The sequence below is a fragment of the Rhodococcus sp. JS3073 genome, assembly GCF_026810085.1.
GTDB classification, from domain to species: domain Bacteria; phylum Actinomycetota; class Actinomycetes; order Mycobacteriales; family Mycobacteriaceae; genus Rhodococcus_F; species Rhodococcus_F wratislaviensis.
Genome location: NZ_CP113951.1, coordinates 5,091,593 through 5,105,814, shown reverse-complemented (window position 1 = coordinate 5,105,814; position 14,222 = coordinate 5,091,593). Strand labels below are relative to the sequence as shown.

Annotated in this window: 13 protein-coding genes and 2 pseudogenes; 11 read left to right on the top strand and 4 right to left on the bottom strand. The window is 64.1% G+C overall.

What is annotated here, in order from left to right; translation table 11 throughout:
• Nucleotides 1-18: 18 nt before the first annotated feature.
• The gene (locus OYT95_RS23040) at nt 19-1,140 is read right to left on the bottom strand and encodes an NDMA-dependent alcohol dehydrogenase (protein ID WP_268789196.1); all 1,122 of its coding nucleotides are present in this window, start codon (nt 1,138-1,140) and stop codon (nt 19-21) included.
• Between the two features lie 402 nt (nt 1,141-1,542).
• Here OYT95_RS23040 and OYT95_RS23035 point away from each other — a divergent pair, with 402 nt between their 5' ends.
• The 6 genes from OYT95_RS23035 to OYT95_RS23010 all read left to right on the top strand — a co-directional run bounded on the left by OYT95_RS23035 (nt 1,543) and on the right by OYT95_RS23010 (nt 7,381).
• A complete protein-coding gene (locus tag OYT95_RS23035) occupies nt 1,543-2,697 on the top strand; it encodes a CaiB/BaiF CoA transferase family protein (RefSeq protein WP_128640968.1) in 1,155 nt (384 codons plus the stop codon).
• A gap of 152 nt (nt 2,698-2,849) precedes the next feature.
• The gene (locus tag OYT95_RS23030; RefSeq protein ID WP_268789195.1) at nt 2,850-4,004 is read left to right on the top strand and encodes an acyl-CoA dehydrogenase family protein; all 1,155 of its coding nucleotides are present in this window, start codon (nt 2,850-2,852) and stop codon (nt 4,002-4,004) included.
• Nucleotides 4,005-4,043: 39 nt separating this feature from the next.
• Nucleotides 4,044-4,562, top strand: a complete 519-nt coding sequence (locus OYT95_RS23025; protein WP_128640966.1) for a MaoC/PaaZ C-terminal domain-containing protein — start codon at nt 4,044-4,046, stop codon at nt 4,560-4,562.
• Between the two features lie 58 nt (nt 4,563-4,620).
• Entirely contained in the window at nt 4,621-4,980 is a 360-nt protein-coding gene (locus OYT95_RS23020; protein WP_268789194.1) for a Zn-ribbon domain-containing OB-fold protein, read from the top strand.
• Nucleotides 4,981-4,990: 10 nt separating this feature from the next.
• Nucleotides 4,991-6,214 carry a CaiB/BaiF CoA transferase family protein gene (locus tag OYT95_RS23015; protein WP_268789193.1) on the top strand — a complete coding sequence of 408 codons (1,224 nt, stop codon included), beginning with the start codon at nt 4,991-4,993 and terminating at the stop codon, nt 6,212-6,214.
• Between the two features lie 18 nt (nt 6,215-6,232).
• The gene (locus OYT95_RS23010) at nt 6,233-7,381 is read left to right on the top strand and encodes a CaiB/BaiF CoA transferase family protein (RefSeq protein ID WP_268789192.1); all 1,149 of its coding nucleotides are present in this window, start codon (nt 6,233-6,235) and stop codon (nt 7,379-7,381) included.
• On the opposite strand, the gene OYT95_RS23005 is transcribed toward OYT95_RS23010, so the two are convergent.
• Nucleotides 7,371-7,772, bottom strand: coding sequence for a VOC family protein (locus OYT95_RS23005; RefSeq protein ID WP_268789191.1), 402 nt, complete (start codon nt 7,770-7,772; stop codon nt 7,371-7,373). The genes OYT95_RS23010 and OYT95_RS23005 overlap by 11 nt on opposite strands.
• Before the next feature lie 330 nt (nt 7,773-8,102).
• Here OYT95_RS23005 and OYT95_RS23000 point away from each other — a divergent pair, with 330 nt between their 5' ends.
• From OYT95_RS23000 to OYT95_RS22980, 5 genes and pseudogenes are all read left to right on the top strand, one after another.
• Nucleotides 8,103-8,375 carry a WhiB family transcriptional regulator gene (locus OYT95_RS23000; RefSeq protein WP_128640962.1) on the top strand — a complete coding sequence of 91 codons (273 nt, stop codon included), beginning with the start codon at nt 8,103-8,105 and terminating at the stop codon, nt 8,373-8,375.
• 231 nt (nt 8,376-8,606) lie between these two features.
• Entirely contained in the window at nt 8,607-10,037 is a 1,431-nt protein-coding gene (locus OYT95_RS22995; RefSeq protein ID WP_128640961.1) for an aldehyde dehydrogenase, read from the top strand.
• A 106-nt stretch (nt 10,038-10,143) separates the two neighbouring features.
• Entirely contained in the window at nt 10,144-10,488 is a 345-nt protein-coding gene (locus OYT95_RS22990) for a hypothetical protein (RefSeq protein ID WP_128640960.1), read from the top strand.
• Nucleotides 10,489-10,505: 17 nt separating this feature from the next.
• Nucleotides 10,506-11,333: pseudogene (locus OYT95_RS22985) on the top strand (FUSC family protein); the annotation flags it as partial.
• A 30-nt stretch (nt 11,334-11,363) separates the two neighbouring features.
• Nucleotides 11,364-11,738: pseudogene (locus OYT95_RS22980) on the top strand (MFS transporter); the annotation flags it as partial.
• A gap of 495 nt (nt 11,739-12,233) precedes the next feature.
• Here OYT95_RS22980 and OYT95_RS22975 read toward each other — a convergent pair.
• A complete protein-coding gene (locus tag OYT95_RS22975) occupies nt 12,234-13,046 on the bottom strand; it encodes an SDR family NAD(P)-dependent oxidoreductase (RefSeq protein WP_128640957.1) in 813 nt (270 codons plus the stop codon).
• Nucleotides 13,043-14,218, bottom strand: a complete 1,176-nt coding sequence (locus tag OYT95_RS22970; protein ID WP_268789190.1) for a CaiB/BaiF CoA transferase family protein — start codon at nt 14,216-14,218, stop codon at nt 13,043-13,045. Before OYT95_RS22970 ends, OYT95_RS22975 begins: the two co-directional genes overlap by 4 nt.
• Nucleotides 14,219-14,222 lie beyond the last annotated feature (4 nt).

The following is a 14,222-nucleotide window of genomic DNA, read 5'->3' as shown; positions in this document are numbered from 1 at the left end:
CCGCCCCTACCCGTCGGTTCAGGAATCGAAGACCACGACTCCACGCAGATTGCGGCCGGCCTTCATGTCGTCGAAGCCGACGCTGATGTCGTCGAGGGAGTAGCGGGTGGTCACCAGCTCGTCGAGCCGAAGCTGCCCGCGCTGATACATCTGCAGCTGTGCCGGGATGTCCGCGGTGGGGCAGCTGGCCCCGAACAGGGAGCCCTGCAGCCGCTTCTGGTACAGGACGAGCTCGTGCAGGTTGATGTCACCGTCTTTCACCGCGATATCACCGAGCCCGACCGCCACACACGTACCGGCCTTGCGGACGGACTGCAGACCCTGCCCCACATGACGTCCGCTGGTGACGCCGACGGTGACGATGGTGGCGTCGGCGCCCTGACCGTTGGTCATCGACCGGGCCACCTCGGTGGCCTCCTCGATGTCGGCGACGGCATGGGTGGCCCCGAGCTTCAACGCCGATTCGCGTTTGAACTCGACCGGGTCGACGGCGATGACGGCGCCCGCACCGGCGTGTGCGGCACCCTGGACGGCATTGATCCCGATCCCGCCGATGCCCATCACGATGACGACGTGCCCCGGCCTGACCTGTGCGGAGTTGACCGCCGCACCCCAGCCGGTCCCCACGCTGCACCCGGTCAGGCATGCGACGTCCAGTGGGATCGAGGGGTCGATCTTGATCGCCGATGCCGTCGAGACGGTCACGTATTCGCAGAATGTTCCCAGACCGGCGAGCTGTCCGACCGGTGCACCGTCGAGGGACAGTCTGAACGAGCTCGGATCGTCGAAGCGGGCACCGGTGGCGAGGAAGCGGCCGAGATCGCACAGGTTCTGATGACCGGTGGCGCACCATCGGCAGCGACCGCACACCGGGAGGAAGGAAAAGACCACGTGGTCGCCCTCGGCGAAGCCTGTGGTGCCCGGTCCCACTGCCTCGACGACCCCCGAGCCTTCGTGGCCACCCGCAATCGGGAGGATCCCCGGTTGCTGGTCACCGGTCGCGAAGTGGTCGTCGGAGTGACAGAGGCCGGTGGCGGCCATCTTGACCCGGATTTCCCCAGGCCGGGGATCATCGACCTCGAGCTCGACCACCTCGTACGTGCCCGGCGACTGCCGCAGCACAGCGCCCCTGGTCAGCATGAGCGCGCCGCCCGCGTGCTGGAATCGGACACCGCCTTGCCCGCATCGACGCGATCATTCGGTGTTCTCATAGTGCATCCACTCCTTTTGGTGACGATCCCGCTGGTGAGCGCCGGTGATCACCGGCGTACGTTCGATGACCCCGACTGGCAGACTGCGCACAGTGTCGACCATCGCCGAACCTTTGCCGTTTGTCTTCGTGCGCGGATAGTCGCCGCAGCACGGGAAGAAATACTGTCTCCATGAATGGTGTCACTGTTCAGTCGAATTCGTCAATGGCGGCATAGAATTGATGAAATGGATCGATGGAATTCGATCCGTTCGAATCGACACTTCACGTTTCTTCAATTGGAACCGACACAGGTGAGCAATAGACTCGAGGCGGTCGATTGGAGCCGAAATATGAAGAAATCCCGTGGCCCGCTCGCGGGCGTCAAGATCGTGGAACTGGGTGGAGTCGGACCGGTTCCGTTCTGCTGCATGCTTCTGTCCGACCTGGGTGCGGACATCATCCGAATCGACCGGCCACCCGGCTACGACGGCGGCGCGCCGGTAGATCCACGTTTCAACCTTCTCAATCGCGGTCGCCGCAGTGCTGCAATGGATTTGAAGAACAACGCGGCAGTCGGGGCGGTCCTCGACCTCGTGCGTCGAGCCGATGTGCTGGTGGAGGGCTTTCGGCCCGGTGTGGCGGAGAAGCTGGGAATCGGCCCGGACGACTGTCTCGCCGCGAATCCCGCGCTGGTGTACGGGCGGATGACGGGATGGGGTCAGGACGGACCGCTGGCCCAGTCCGCGGGGCACGACGCCAACTACATCTCACTGACCGGCGTCCTTCATGCCATCGGCGCCAAGGATGGGCCACCGACGTTGCCGCTGAATCTCGCCGGCGATTTCGGCGGCGGCTCACTGTATCTGGCACTGGGAGTGGTTTCGGCTCTGCTCGAGAGCCGGCTGTCCGGACGCGGCCAGGTGATCGATGCAGCGATGGTGGACGGGTCGGCGTCGCTGATGGCCCTGTTCTACGGCCTTCACGCCGCCGGATACTGGCGCGACGAGCGCGGAACCAACCGACTCGATTCGGGCGCACCCTGGTACCACGTGTACGAATCCTCGGACGGACGCTGGCTCAGCGTCGCCTGTAACGAAACCCGATTCTGGCGCAACACTCTTCGCCTCCTCGGACTGAGCGAATCCGACATGCCCGACCAGCACGACCGGACCCGCTGGCCGGAGATACAGGAACGGTTCGCCGCGGTGTTCCGGACCCGCACCCGCGACGAATGGTGCGCCCTCGCCGAAGGGGAGGACGCGTGCTGGGCGCCGGTGTTGTCGCTGACCGAGGCGCCGCAGCACAAGCATCTCGTTGCGCGCGGCACGTTCACAGAGGTCGACGGCGTGGTGCAGCCGGCACCGGCGCCGCGGTTCAGCCGCACTCCGGGCGCGATCCAGGGCCCGCCCGACGCGCCCGGACAGCACACCGACGACGTTCTCGGCGACTGGGGTTTCACGGCCGAACAACTCGCTGCGCTCCGCGCGGCGGGCGCAATCACCTGACCCCCTCGGCTGCGCCTCACAACAGGATTCGCACTCGCCGAATCGTTGATTCGAAAAGAATCACTAGGTTCGGCAACCGCGCAGTTCTAACATTTATTCAAGCGGTGCAACCGAAATACGGGCACCATTCCTTCCGATCTGGAGAGAAGAATATGAATTCGAACTTCCTCGACGAATCCCAGGCAGCCTGGCTCGACGTCGTGAACGATTTCATGGACAACGAAATCACCGTCGAGTATGTCCGGCACTGCGACGAGAACCGGCTCTACCCGTACGAGGCGTACGAGAAGATCGCCAAGCAGGGCTGGCTCGGCATCCTGTTCCCCGAGGAGTTGGGCGGCTCCGGCGGCGATATCTTCGACTACTCGCTGATGGCAGAGGGTCTCGGCAAGTTCGGATTCGACTTCGCGTGCTCGGTGCTCGTTCCGACCTTCACCGCCATGAACATCCTGAAGTTCGGCACCAAGGAGCAGCAGGACCGCTACGTCAAGCCGTTCATCGACGGTGACATTCGCTTTTCGGTCTCGATCTCCGAGCCCGACGCCGGTTCGGACGCCGCGAACACCAAGACCCGCGCTCGCCGTGACGAGAACGGCGACTGGGTGATTACGGGCTCCAAGCTCTGGTGCTCAGGTGCAGCGGCCGACAACACGGTCATCGCGATGCTGGTTCGCACCGACACCTCCGACAAGCACAAGGGTCTGTCGGTGCTGCTGATCCCGAATGACACCCCGGGACTCGTCATCAACAAGCTGCCGACCCTGTCGCGGCACGCGACCGGCACCACCGAGATCTTCCTCGACGAGGTCCGGGTTCCCGGCGACGCGCTGCTGGGCGAAGAGGGCCAGGGCTGGAAGGTCATCACCGACCACCTCGAACTGGAGCGTTGCGCCGTCGCAGCCGCTTACACCGGCAACGCGCAGGAGGCGGTCAACAACGCCAACCGGTATGCGCACCAGCGCACTCAGTTCGGCAAGCCGATCCGTGAGTTCCAGGTCCTCAAGCACATGCTGGCGGAGAACCAGACCCGCGTCGACGCTGCTCGTCTGCTCTGCTACCGGGCCGCCGCGATCAAAGCCGAGGGCACCCCCGCCGCCCGCGAGACCTCGATGGCCAAGCTGTACGCGTCGGAGACCCTCAAGCAGTGTGCGCTCGACGGCATGCAGATTCTGGGCGGCTACGCCAACCTGCCCGAGGGCGACATGGAGCGCTACCTGCGCGAGTCGATCCAGTGCACGATCGGCGGCGGCACTTCGCAGATCCAGCGCACGATCATCGCCAAGTCGATGAAGCTGACCAACGCCTGAGTCTCCCCCGATCACCCTTCACGTCCCAAGGAAGCAGCGATGACAACGACGAATCCCGTAACCATCAACAACCGCATCGACATGCCGCTCGACGAGATCGAGGTCGGCACGGTGTTTCGCAGCGGCGGTCGCACCATCACCGAGACCGACGTGGTCAACTACTGCGCGCTGACCGGGAACTGGATCGAGATCCACTCGAACGTCCACTACGCGGCCCAGACCCGTTTCGGTGAGCGCCTGGTACAGGGGTCGCTGACCTACTCCATCATGACCGGCCTGATCACCTTCGGTCCGCCGATCCAGGCGAACTACGGGATCAACAACCTTCGGTATCTCACGCCGGTGCACATCAACGACACCATCTACGTCACCGCCGAGGTCCTCGCGAAGAAGGACAAGGACGACAAATACGGCGTCATCACGCTGCTGATGAAGGCGCTCAACCAGAACGGCGACGTGTGCCAGAAGAGCGAGTGGAGCCTGTTGATGCTGCGCAAGCGCGAGGATCTGGAGGCCCTGGTCGGCGCATCGCTGCCCACCGAGCGCGCCAAGAACTAACTATGTCGTCGAAGCCCGGCGCAGCGATCGTCGGCATGGGCGATGCGTACGCATCGCGATGCAAGGCGCCGGGCTGACGTCGATTATCACCGCCGCGTCGCAGACGATCGCCGCAGGCACGGTGGTGAACGTGCTCTGCCTGCACGGCGATGCGACGGAGTCGGCATTGTCGTGGACACAATCGGCCGGGAGCGGGACGATCTACTCGTACAGCACGATCATGCGTGGACCGACGCCGGTCTGGACCACGATCGTGCCGTACGCGGTCGGCTTCGTGAAGATGGACGACGGCTACACCTTGTTCGCACAGATCGACGGCGAACCCGACGCCATCGCGATCGGAAAACCGATCACGACGCGTTTCGTACAACGTGGGGAGCAGAAACTCCCCGTATTCACCATGACGGACCACCAGTAGGAGCAGTGACATGACCGGACCATTGGAGGGTGTGCGCATCCTGGACCTGACATCGAACTTCATGGGCCCGTATGCGTCGCTCCTGCTCGCCGACATGGGCGCAGACGTCTGGAAGATCGAGTCACGGGCCGGCGATACGACTCGCGGTGTCGGCCCGTCCCGCAACCCCGGAATGAGCGCGATCTTCCTGCACCTCAACCGCAACAAGCGCAGCCTCGTCCTCGATCTCAAGTCCGCCGGCGGCAGCGCCGCACTCGAGCGGATGATCGGTTCCGCCGATGTGCTGCTGTACAGCTTGCGGCCACAAGCGATGGCCAGGCTGGGGTTGAGCTACGAGGACGCCCGCGCGATCAATCCGCGGATCATCTACTGCGGCTGTTACGGGTTCGGCCAGAACGGCCCCTACGCCGACCGGCCGGCATACGACGACCTGATCCAGGCAGCGGTCGGCATGCCGGTACTCCAGAGCCGCAAGGCAGGTCCGCCGACCTATGTGGCCACCGCCATCGCAGACCGCGTCGTCGGCATGGCCGCGAGCACGGCCGTGTCGATGGCACTGTTCCGGCGCGAGAAGACAGGTGTCGGTCAGGAAGTCCAGGTACCGATGTTCGAGACGTTCGCGCATTTCGTCATGGGCGACCACCTGTACGGGCACACGTTCGATCCGCCGATCGGCGATTGGGGGTACGGCCGGATGATGAACCCGGACCGCCGCCCGTATCGGACGCTCGACGGCGGCTACCTCGGGGTGAACGTCTACGTCGACAAGCATTGGCAGCGCTTCTTCGAAATCTCCGGACACCCGGAGATGGTCGAGGACCCGCGTTTCGCCGACATCAACGGACGGACCCACAACATCGGAATCCTGTACGAGTTCCTGGGGCAGGTGTTCGAAACGAAGACGACCGCCGAATGGATGAAGCTCCTGACCGAAGCGGATATTCCGGTCATCGAGATGAACACCCCGGAATCGTTGCTGGACGATCCACACATGAGGGAGGTCGGCTTCTTCGTCGACCAGGACCACCCCTCGGAAGGCCCGCTGAAGACGATGGCGATTCCGCAACAGTGGAGCGAGAGTCAGCCGGACCTGCGGTACCCGGCGCCGCGCCTCGGCGAACATTCGGTGCAGTTGCTCACCGAAGCCGGTTTCGATCGCGGTGAAATAGACGAGATGCTGAATTCCGGCGCCACGTACACACCCGAAGTGCGCGCCGCACATTCGGCCGGCTGACCACCAAGGAGGAAGACAATGCAGCGTGATCTGCCGTTATCGGGAGTTGTCGTGGTCGAGCTGGGCGACAGTGCCTCGGCACCGTTCAGCGGGAAGATCCTCGCGGAACTCGGCGCCGAGGTGTGGAAGGTGGAGCGTCCGACGGGCGACTCCGCCCGCGGCTGGGGGCCGAGCACATGGAAGGGCAGCGGCGCCGCGTTCCATGCGCTCAATCGCGGTAAGCGTTGCATCAGCATCGACATCAAGGATCGAGATCAGCTGAAGACGCTGCACACGCTGATCGCCGAACGTGCGGACGTCTTCATCCACAACCTCCGGCCGGGTTCCAGCGCGAAATACGGGCTGGACGCCGACAGCCTCCGGGTAACCAAGCCGGAGTTGATCTATTGCGAGATCGGCGCGTTCGGACATGTGGGTCCGCTGAACACACTCCCCGGATACGACCCGCTGATGCAGGCATTCTCCGGAATCATGAGCATCACGGGCGAGGAGGGACAGCCCCCGGTGCGGGCGGGGGTGTCCATCATCGACTTCGGGTCCGCGATGTGGGCGGTGATCGGCATCCTGTCGGCGCTGCACCGCCGTCAGGTGAAACACTCCGGTGCCACGGTCAACGCGTCGCTCTTCGAGACTGCCATGGCATGGATGTCGATCGGCGTGGCGAACTACAACGCCGACGGCGAACCCGGCGGCCGGCATGGGTCGGGTGTCGCTTTCATCGTCCCGCACCGCGCGTACTCGACCAGCGACGGCGATCTGATCGTCAGTTGCGCCAACGACCCGCTGTTTGCTCGCCTCTGCGCCGCACTCGGACATCCGGAATGGTCGACCGACGATCGGTTCGCCACCAACGCTGGGCGGTTGCAGAACCGGGCCGAGATCGACCGGCTGATCGGTGAGCAACTGGCGAAGGAAACACGTGCCCACTGGCAGGAACTGCTGCAGGGCGCCGGCATCCCGGCGGCACCGATCCAGACCACCGCCGAAGTCGTCGCCCACGAGCACACCCATGCGCTCGGCATCATCGGCACGCCGTCGGACGACGAGATCGGACTCGTCGGTCTGCCCCTGTCGTTCGACGGCCGCCGCCCACCACCCCTGCACGCGGCCCGCGACATCGGGGCGGACAACGACCAACTTCCCGAAGTGCTGAAGATCAGACCCTGAGAGAGGTGCCCGGTTGGTATTCCGATAGCTCGATGAGATTTCCGTCCGGATCGCGGATGTACACACTCGTCATCAGCCCTCGAGCGCCGTGGCGCTGGACAGGACCTACTTCCACCGGAACGCCCCTGTCGGACAGCTCGCAGACAACCACGTCGATGGACTCTTCGACGATCAGGCAGACGTCGGCACTACCGGGTTGAGCATGCCGAGCGTTGGGCGTCACCTCGCTCCCGTGCTGGTGCAGATTGATCTTGCTGCGACCGAACAGCAATGCCCGCCGATCGTCGCCGTACCGGTGTTCGGACATTCCCAGCACCGTCGAGTAGAACTCGACGGTGCTGTCGATGTCGGCAACAGTCAGCACAAAATGGTCGATATGCTCGATATGCATCTGAATCGTCCGTTCCCGTCTCGAGCAACCCTATCGCTCAGTTCATTTGCGCCCGAGCACCGATCTGCGCCCGCACTGAGAATTTTCTGCAGAATTGTTCCGAAAGTCAAAGATGCGGAAGCTAACCCGAGGTAAGCCTCACGCTATGGATCGTAACTTCAACTCCCCCTTGCATTTCTGTGTGCGTTAGCCCACTCTTGACACTTACGCGACATTGCCGAATATTCACCTGTGGCTGAACTCTTCTCGTGTAGGCGAGAATCATTGTTCAGAAAAGAAAATTCCCAAAGGCCGAACGCACGCCGCGAAGCCAGGAAAGCACTGAGAACCATGAATCTCGCATCACACGTCGATCGTGACGATTGGCGACCACAGGCGCGTTGCCGTGGCATGGACATCGCAGTCTTCTATACCGATCGCGAAGACAATCGCACATGTTCACGCCGTCAGGAGCAGCAAGCGAAGGCGATCTGCCGCCAATGCCCGGTGATCAGCGAATGCCGCACAAGCGCGATTCATTTCGGAGAGCAACACGGAATCTGGGGCGGCCTGAACCCGAACGAGCTTCGCGCCGCGCGCAAGTGGAGTCGATGGCAAAGATAGCCGATCAATTGTCGCGGTCATGGGGGTGCTGGTGGCCCCTCCCACGTCGGCTTCGAGATACGTAAGATCAGGCCAGAGGGCACACTCGATCGGCTCGCCGAATCGAATTCGTCGGATCACTCGGCCCTCATCCGACATCGGCAGACGTCGCATTACCCGTCCCGACGTTCCGGTCGGGGCATCCATCATTTCTTGCCGCCATCACAATGCGGTGGGACCAGGAGGACAAGAATGGTCACGAACCACGAATCCCATTACATCGGCGGCGAGAACCGGGCCGCCCACTCCGCCGAGACAATCTCCGTCATCAATCCGTCGACGGAGGAAGTCTTTGCCTCCATCGTCGACGGTGATTCCTCCGATATCGACGCGGCCGTGCAGGCCGCCGACGCCGCCGGGGTCACGTGGGCCGCCACCCCTCCGTCCGAGCGAGCCGCTTCCCTGCGCCGCCTGGCCGACACCTATGAAGGCCGTATCGACGAGATCGCTGCGCTGGTGACGCGGCAGAACGGCACCCCGATCAGCGTGTCCCGGGCGATGCAGCAGCAAGTTCCGCTGTACTACCGGTATTTCGCGTCGCTCGCCGACACCCTCGTCGAAGAGGAGCCACTGGAAACGTCCATCGGTGACGCGCTCCTGCAGCGTCGGCCGGTCGGCGTGGTGGGGGCTATCACCCCCTGGAACGGCCCCCAGCCCCTGCTCGCGTGGAAGATCGGACCGGCACTCGCGGCAGGATGCACCGCCGTGATCAAGCCGGCACCAGAAACTTCGCTCGATGCTTTTCTCTTCGCGGAAATCGCCACCGAAGCGGGTATCCCCGCCGGCGTCGTCAACGTCGTCACGGGAGGCCGCGAGACCGGCAGCGCCCTCGTCGAGCATCCGCTGGTCCGCAAGATCGCCTTCACCGGCTCCACCGTCGCCGGCAAGGCCATCGCCGAGACCTGCGGCAGGGACCTCAAGCGGGTAACGCTCGAACTGGGCGGCAAGTCGGCCGCCATCCTGCTCGAGGACGTCGATCTCGACGCCTTCAAGCCGTTCGTGGCAACCGCGTGCTCACCGAACACCGGCCAGATTTGCCGGTCCCTGACCCGGGTGCTCGCACCCCGGTCGCGGTACGACGAAGTAGTCGACGCTGTCAGTGCCGCGATGAGCGAGATCCCGATCGGCGATCCCACCGATCCCGCCAACCTGTTCGGCCCCCTGGTGTCCGAACGGCAGCGAGATCGGGTCGAGTCTTACCTGGAGCTGGGACAACGTGAAGGAGCGAAGGTCGTCGTCGGCGGGGGCCGATCCACGGCGAACGACCGGGGTTTCTACATCGAGCCGACCGTCTTCCGTGACGTCACCAACGACATGCGCATCGCCCGTGAAGAGATCTTCGGCCCGGTCCTCGTCGTCATCGCCTACGAGAACGAGGACGAGGCCATCGCCATCGCAAACGACTCCGAGTACGGCCTCGGCGGCGGCGTCTTCTCTCCGGACCGCGAGCACGCCACCGCCGTGGCACGGCGCATCGTGACCGGCACGATCGGTGTCAACAGCGCGTCATTCCCCACGGAGGCTCCATTCGGCGGTGTCAAGAACAGCGGCATGGGCCGAGAACTCGGGCCCAGCAGCCTCGAACCGTACCTGGAGCTCAAAACGATCTTCCGCAGCGCCTGACAGCCGGATCCCGGAGAAGGGGGCACCCCCGCGAAGGACGAACAGTGCGAAAAACGTCATGACAGGCTCGAAGTGACCGAAAGACGCCACCGGTAGGCGGCATGTGATGCACCGCGAGGCACTCGTTCGCGCTGCGCTGCGAGGGCTGAAGCCCGGACGGCCCCTCCAGGATCCTGCCCGTCTGCTTCGTGTGGCAGTCGGCATGATCGTCGCGGCGATCGGTGGCTACTTCCTGCACGACTTCGAAGAGAAGGTCCTGATCTGTGTCGGTGCGTTCCTCGGGGGCATCGCATCCTTGATGCCACACAACCGCTCACGTCTGGGAGCAGCCGTCCTCACCGGAACAGCCGAGATCTTCGCCGCGGCCGCCGGGATCCTCTTACACGGGCTGTGGTGGCTATCCTCCCCGTTCTCTTCATCGGCTTGGTCACGGCCGGGATCCTGCGTGTAGTGGCGCTGAGCATCAGCATGCGGTTTCTCGTGGTCACGATCATCTTCGTCGCCTTCGCCGAGATCACCCCGTCCCTGCCGGTCGGTGCCCGTGAGCTCGCACTGTTCGCGGTCGGCGTCGCGATCATGCTCATGGCACAACTGCTCCCGCCGTACGAGCCACGCCATGCGGTGCAACGCCGCGCCGTCGCATCGCTCTACGACGCCTTGGCCTCCGGGGGGCCCTACGGTCCGGCGCTACTGGCCGCCGACCGAAGCCTTGCCCTGCTTCGCGGGCGCCGCCACCGCGAGATCGACCACCTCACCGAACTCGTCGAGCGTGGGGAGGAAATAGCCCAGTTGCTCGCGGCTGTGAACAATCGGGACGACGATGTGGCCGCCCCCTGGCGAGCAGCTGTGTCCGAGCATCTGCACGCGATCGGAGGCGCCATCCGGCGCCGCCGACCCGAACTTCTCCCGTCGGACCTGGCAGTGACACCCGGGCAGGACCGACTGCAGGGCAGGCTGATCGACGCGATCACGACCGCGGCGCGGACCACCGCCGGCGCCCCTGCCCCCGTCCCGTCGGACGAGCGTCGACCGCCGACCTCGCGGGAACTCGTCCGTGCCGAATTGCATCCGGCGTCACCGATCGTCCATCATGCGTTGCGGCTCAAGGTCACCGGTGTCATCGGTCAAGTGATCGGCGTCGCGATCGGCGTCTGGGTCGGCACTCAGGTGTTGCTCCACGGACACGGCTTCTGGGTTGTCGTCGCTGTGGTGCTGATCCTGTTCCCCGACTACGGAGAGACTTTTGCGCGCGGCATCGGCCGTACCGTCGGTACGCTCGCCGGCGCCGCCGTCGGTCTTGCGTTGTCGTTCCTCCCGCCGGATCCGATCAATCTCCTAGTCTGGGCGATCGCGACCCCGATCATGGGGCCTGCTCAGTGATGGGCGCCATAAGAGGCGACTGTTGCTCGGGGACTGGCAACCGTGGTCGCCGGGTCGATCGTCGCCGCGGCGGCACCCAATTTCACCGTGTTCCTGGTCGGACGTGCGTTGCAGGGATTGACCCATGGGATCGTCCCGGTGACGATCGCCCGGGCGCGCCGGTACCTGAGAGACAAGAACATGCGGTATGGCATCTCGAGCGAGTCGGTGACCGTCGCGAACGGCCTCGGGGACGGGTACCCGTTGACCGGGATCCTCGGCGACCTTCTCGGTCTCCGCTTCGCCTTATGGTTCGCCGCCCTGTTCACCCGCCTCACCCTCGACGCGCCGGCCTGCGCGGCGGTATCCGTCGCGCTTGTCACCAACCGCGTGACAGCACCGCGGCCCCGAGGGCACTGGACCGTGAACCGTTGCGGCAACCGTGGGAGCACGAGAGACTTAGGTACCACCACGCCCATCCCACGCACACCGGTCTGCGGATCGTGACCGTTGACGGAGGTCGCGATGGCCAACTGGCGGTGCCTGTGCCGCGGGCAGACGGAAACGCTCCGATCAACGCGCTCGGACGGTCGTGCAGGCACCGACTCTGGACACATGCCCGAGCCGGGGCTGAACCACACCCACCGAGCGTGGCACTCGAGTCGATACGGTTCGAGCCACCAGCATCAGAAGGCGGCCTGATCGGCATCCGTCAAATACAATGATCGCCAACACGATCGGTGCACACCGGCGAGAACTCTTGGCGCGTGACTTCCGAAAAAGATTCGAGACCGTTGCGAAATCCGGCAGTCCAGGACCCCGGCATATGGATGCCGATCAATGAAGGGTGAGCCCTCCGGTAGGGCTGAGTACCGCGCCCGTCAAATACCTCGACTCGTCGGACGCCAGAAAGCTCACCACGTCACCGATATCCGGAGGTGAAGCGATACCGAACGGCGCCTTCTCGACAATCTTCTCGTACTGCCGACGATGCGCCACGGAGACGGCGTCATCGTGATCGAACGCAGCCTGCCACGACGGTGTGTCCCGGACGACGGTCACGCACACGCAGTTGACTCGGATCTTGTCTCTGGAGAGTTCCTTCGACAACAGTTTGCTCACCTGAATCAACGCAGCCGAGAATGCTGCGATGCCCGTCTGCCCCGGCGTCGGTGCACGTCCGCCCTCAGAGGTAACGAATACCACCGACCCACCGTTCTCCCGCAGGTACGGCACCGACGCCTGCACCACCGCTAGCTTTCCGAGCAAAGCTTGACCTGCGAAATTCGTGACCCGTTCCAGATCGATGCCTGCGAACGGCCCTCGGACCTTCGGATCACGCGCCTGCTCGTCAAACCCGCCGGCATTGGGCACGACAATGTCGATACGACCACACTGCTCGACGACGGATTGGGCCAACGTCCGCATATCGCTGGTTGACCCGACGTCCCCGGATTGGAAGTGCGCATTGCCGCCTGCCGCGCGGATCTCGTCGACCACGTAGGCAGCTCGCTCTTCGCTGCGCCCGTTGACGACCACAGTCGCTCCGCGAGCGCCCAATCTGGTGGCAATACCGCGCCCGATCCCGCCGGACCCGCCGGTGACGATCGCGACTTTCCCTTTGAGGTCCGACACCACCCGCTCACTCATCGGGCACTCACCACATCACGCTGTCCGAGCTCGTCGGTCACCGCACCGGATGCGAGGAGCGTGCCGATTTCGCCTTCACTCACTCCGGCCTCACGCAAGAGCTGGACCGAGTGCTCTCCGAGTCGTGGCGCCGGATGGCGGACCGCCGGGGCACAGGAGCTCCATGTCTGCGGGATGCCGAATGAATTGATCCTGCCTTCGGACGGATGTTCTTCGACAAACGAGAAGCCGGTCTGCCGCAGGTGAGGATCATCGAGTGCCCCTGCGGGAGTGTTCGTCTCGATCGCCGGGACATCCGCAGCCGCCAGATCGGCCAGCCATTCGTCCGCCGGACGTGTTGTAAAGATGTCCGACAGAAGACGCAGCAACTCCGGCATGTTCTCGGCGCGGGCGTGCACGTCGGCGAATTTCGGATGGTCGGCCAAGTCTGGGCGACCCGCGACCTGAAAGAAGCTCCGCCAGTGCTTGTCGATGTAAATGCTGACAGCGACGTACCGCCCGTCCTTCGTCCGGTACGGACGACGGTCCGGATTCATCGTCCGCGCATAGCCCCAGTCGCCAATCGGCGGATCGAAAGAGTGCCCCCACAGGTGGTCCCCGAGAACCAACTGCGCGAACGTCTCGAACATCGGAACCTGGACTTCTTGCCCGACGCCCGTGACGTTGCGGTGATAGAGCGCAGCACAGACAGCCATCGCGGTAGATATGCCGACCACCCGGTCTGCGATCGGTGTGGCGACGAACTCCGGGCTACCAACCTTCCGGTTCTGCAGTGCAGCCATTCCCGACGCCGCCTGAATCAGGTCGTCATACGCAGGGCGGTCCGCATATGGTCCACTCTGACCGAATCCCACGGCGCCGGCATAGACGATCCGTGGATTGACCTCGCGAACATCGTCGTAGGAGAACCCGAGCGAACGCATTGCTTTCGGACGCATGCTGTACAAGAACACGTCAGCGCCGGCGATCATCCGGCGAAGCACCGACGCCCCACCCTCCGATTTCAAATCGAGCACGATCGACCGCTTGTTACGATTCAAGTGCAGAAAGTTCGAACTCATCCCCACATTCCGCGCCGGACCGACCCGGCGGATCGTGTCCCCACAGCCGGATTCGACTTTCCACACGTCGGCACCCATGTCCGCCAGGTGCAAAGACGCGAACGGCCCCATCACG

Coding starts and splice junctions, on each gene's coding strand:
- OYT95_RS23040 (WP_268789196.1), bottom strand. CDS start 1,140: ATGCTGACCAGGGGCGCTGTGCTGCGGCAGTCGCCGGGCACGTACGAG.
- OYT95_RS23035 (WP_128640968.1), top strand. CDS start 1,543: ATGAAGAAATCCCGTGGCCCGCTCGCGGGCGTCAAGATCGTGGAACTG.
- OYT95_RS23030 (WP_268789195.1), top strand. CDS start 2,850: ATGAATTCGAACTTCCTCGACGAATCCCAGGCAGCCTGGCTCGACGTC.
- OYT95_RS23025 (WP_128640966.1), top strand. CDS start 4,044: ATGACAACGACGAATCCCGTAACCATCAACAACCGCATCGACATGCCG.
- OYT95_RS23020 (WP_268789194.1), top strand. CDS start 4,621: ATGCAAGGCGCCGGGCTGACGTCGATTATCACCGCCGCGTCGCAGACG.
- OYT95_RS23015 (WP_268789193.1), top strand. CDS start 4,991: ATGACCGGACCATTGGAGGGTGTGCGCATCCTGGACCTGACATCGAAC.
- OYT95_RS23010 (WP_268789192.1), top strand. CDS start 6,233: ATGCAGCGTGATCTGCCGTTATCGGGAGTTGTCGTGGTCGAGCTGGGC.
- OYT95_RS23005 (WP_268789191.1), bottom strand. CDS start 7,772: ATGCATATCGAGCATATCGACCATTTTGTGCTGACTGTTGCCGACATC.
- OYT95_RS23000 (WP_128640962.1), top strand. CDS start 8,103: ATGAATCTCGCATCACACGTCGATCGTGACGATTGGCGACCACAGGCG.
- OYT95_RS22995 (WP_128640961.1), top strand. CDS start 8,607: ATGGTCACGAACCACGAATCCCATTACATCGGCGGCGAGAACCGGGCC.
- OYT95_RS22990 (WP_128640960.1), top strand. CDS start 10,144: ATGCACCGCGAGGCACTCGTTCGCGCTGCGCTGCGAGGGCTGAAGCCC.
- OYT95_RS22975 (WP_128640957.1), bottom strand. CDS start 13,046: ATGAGTGAGCGGGTGGTGTCGGACCTCAAAGGGAAAGTCGCGATCGTC.
- OYT95_RS22970 (WP_268789190.1), bottom strand. CDS start 14,218: ATGGGGCCGTTCGCGTCTTTGCACCTGGCGGACATGGGTGCCGACGTG.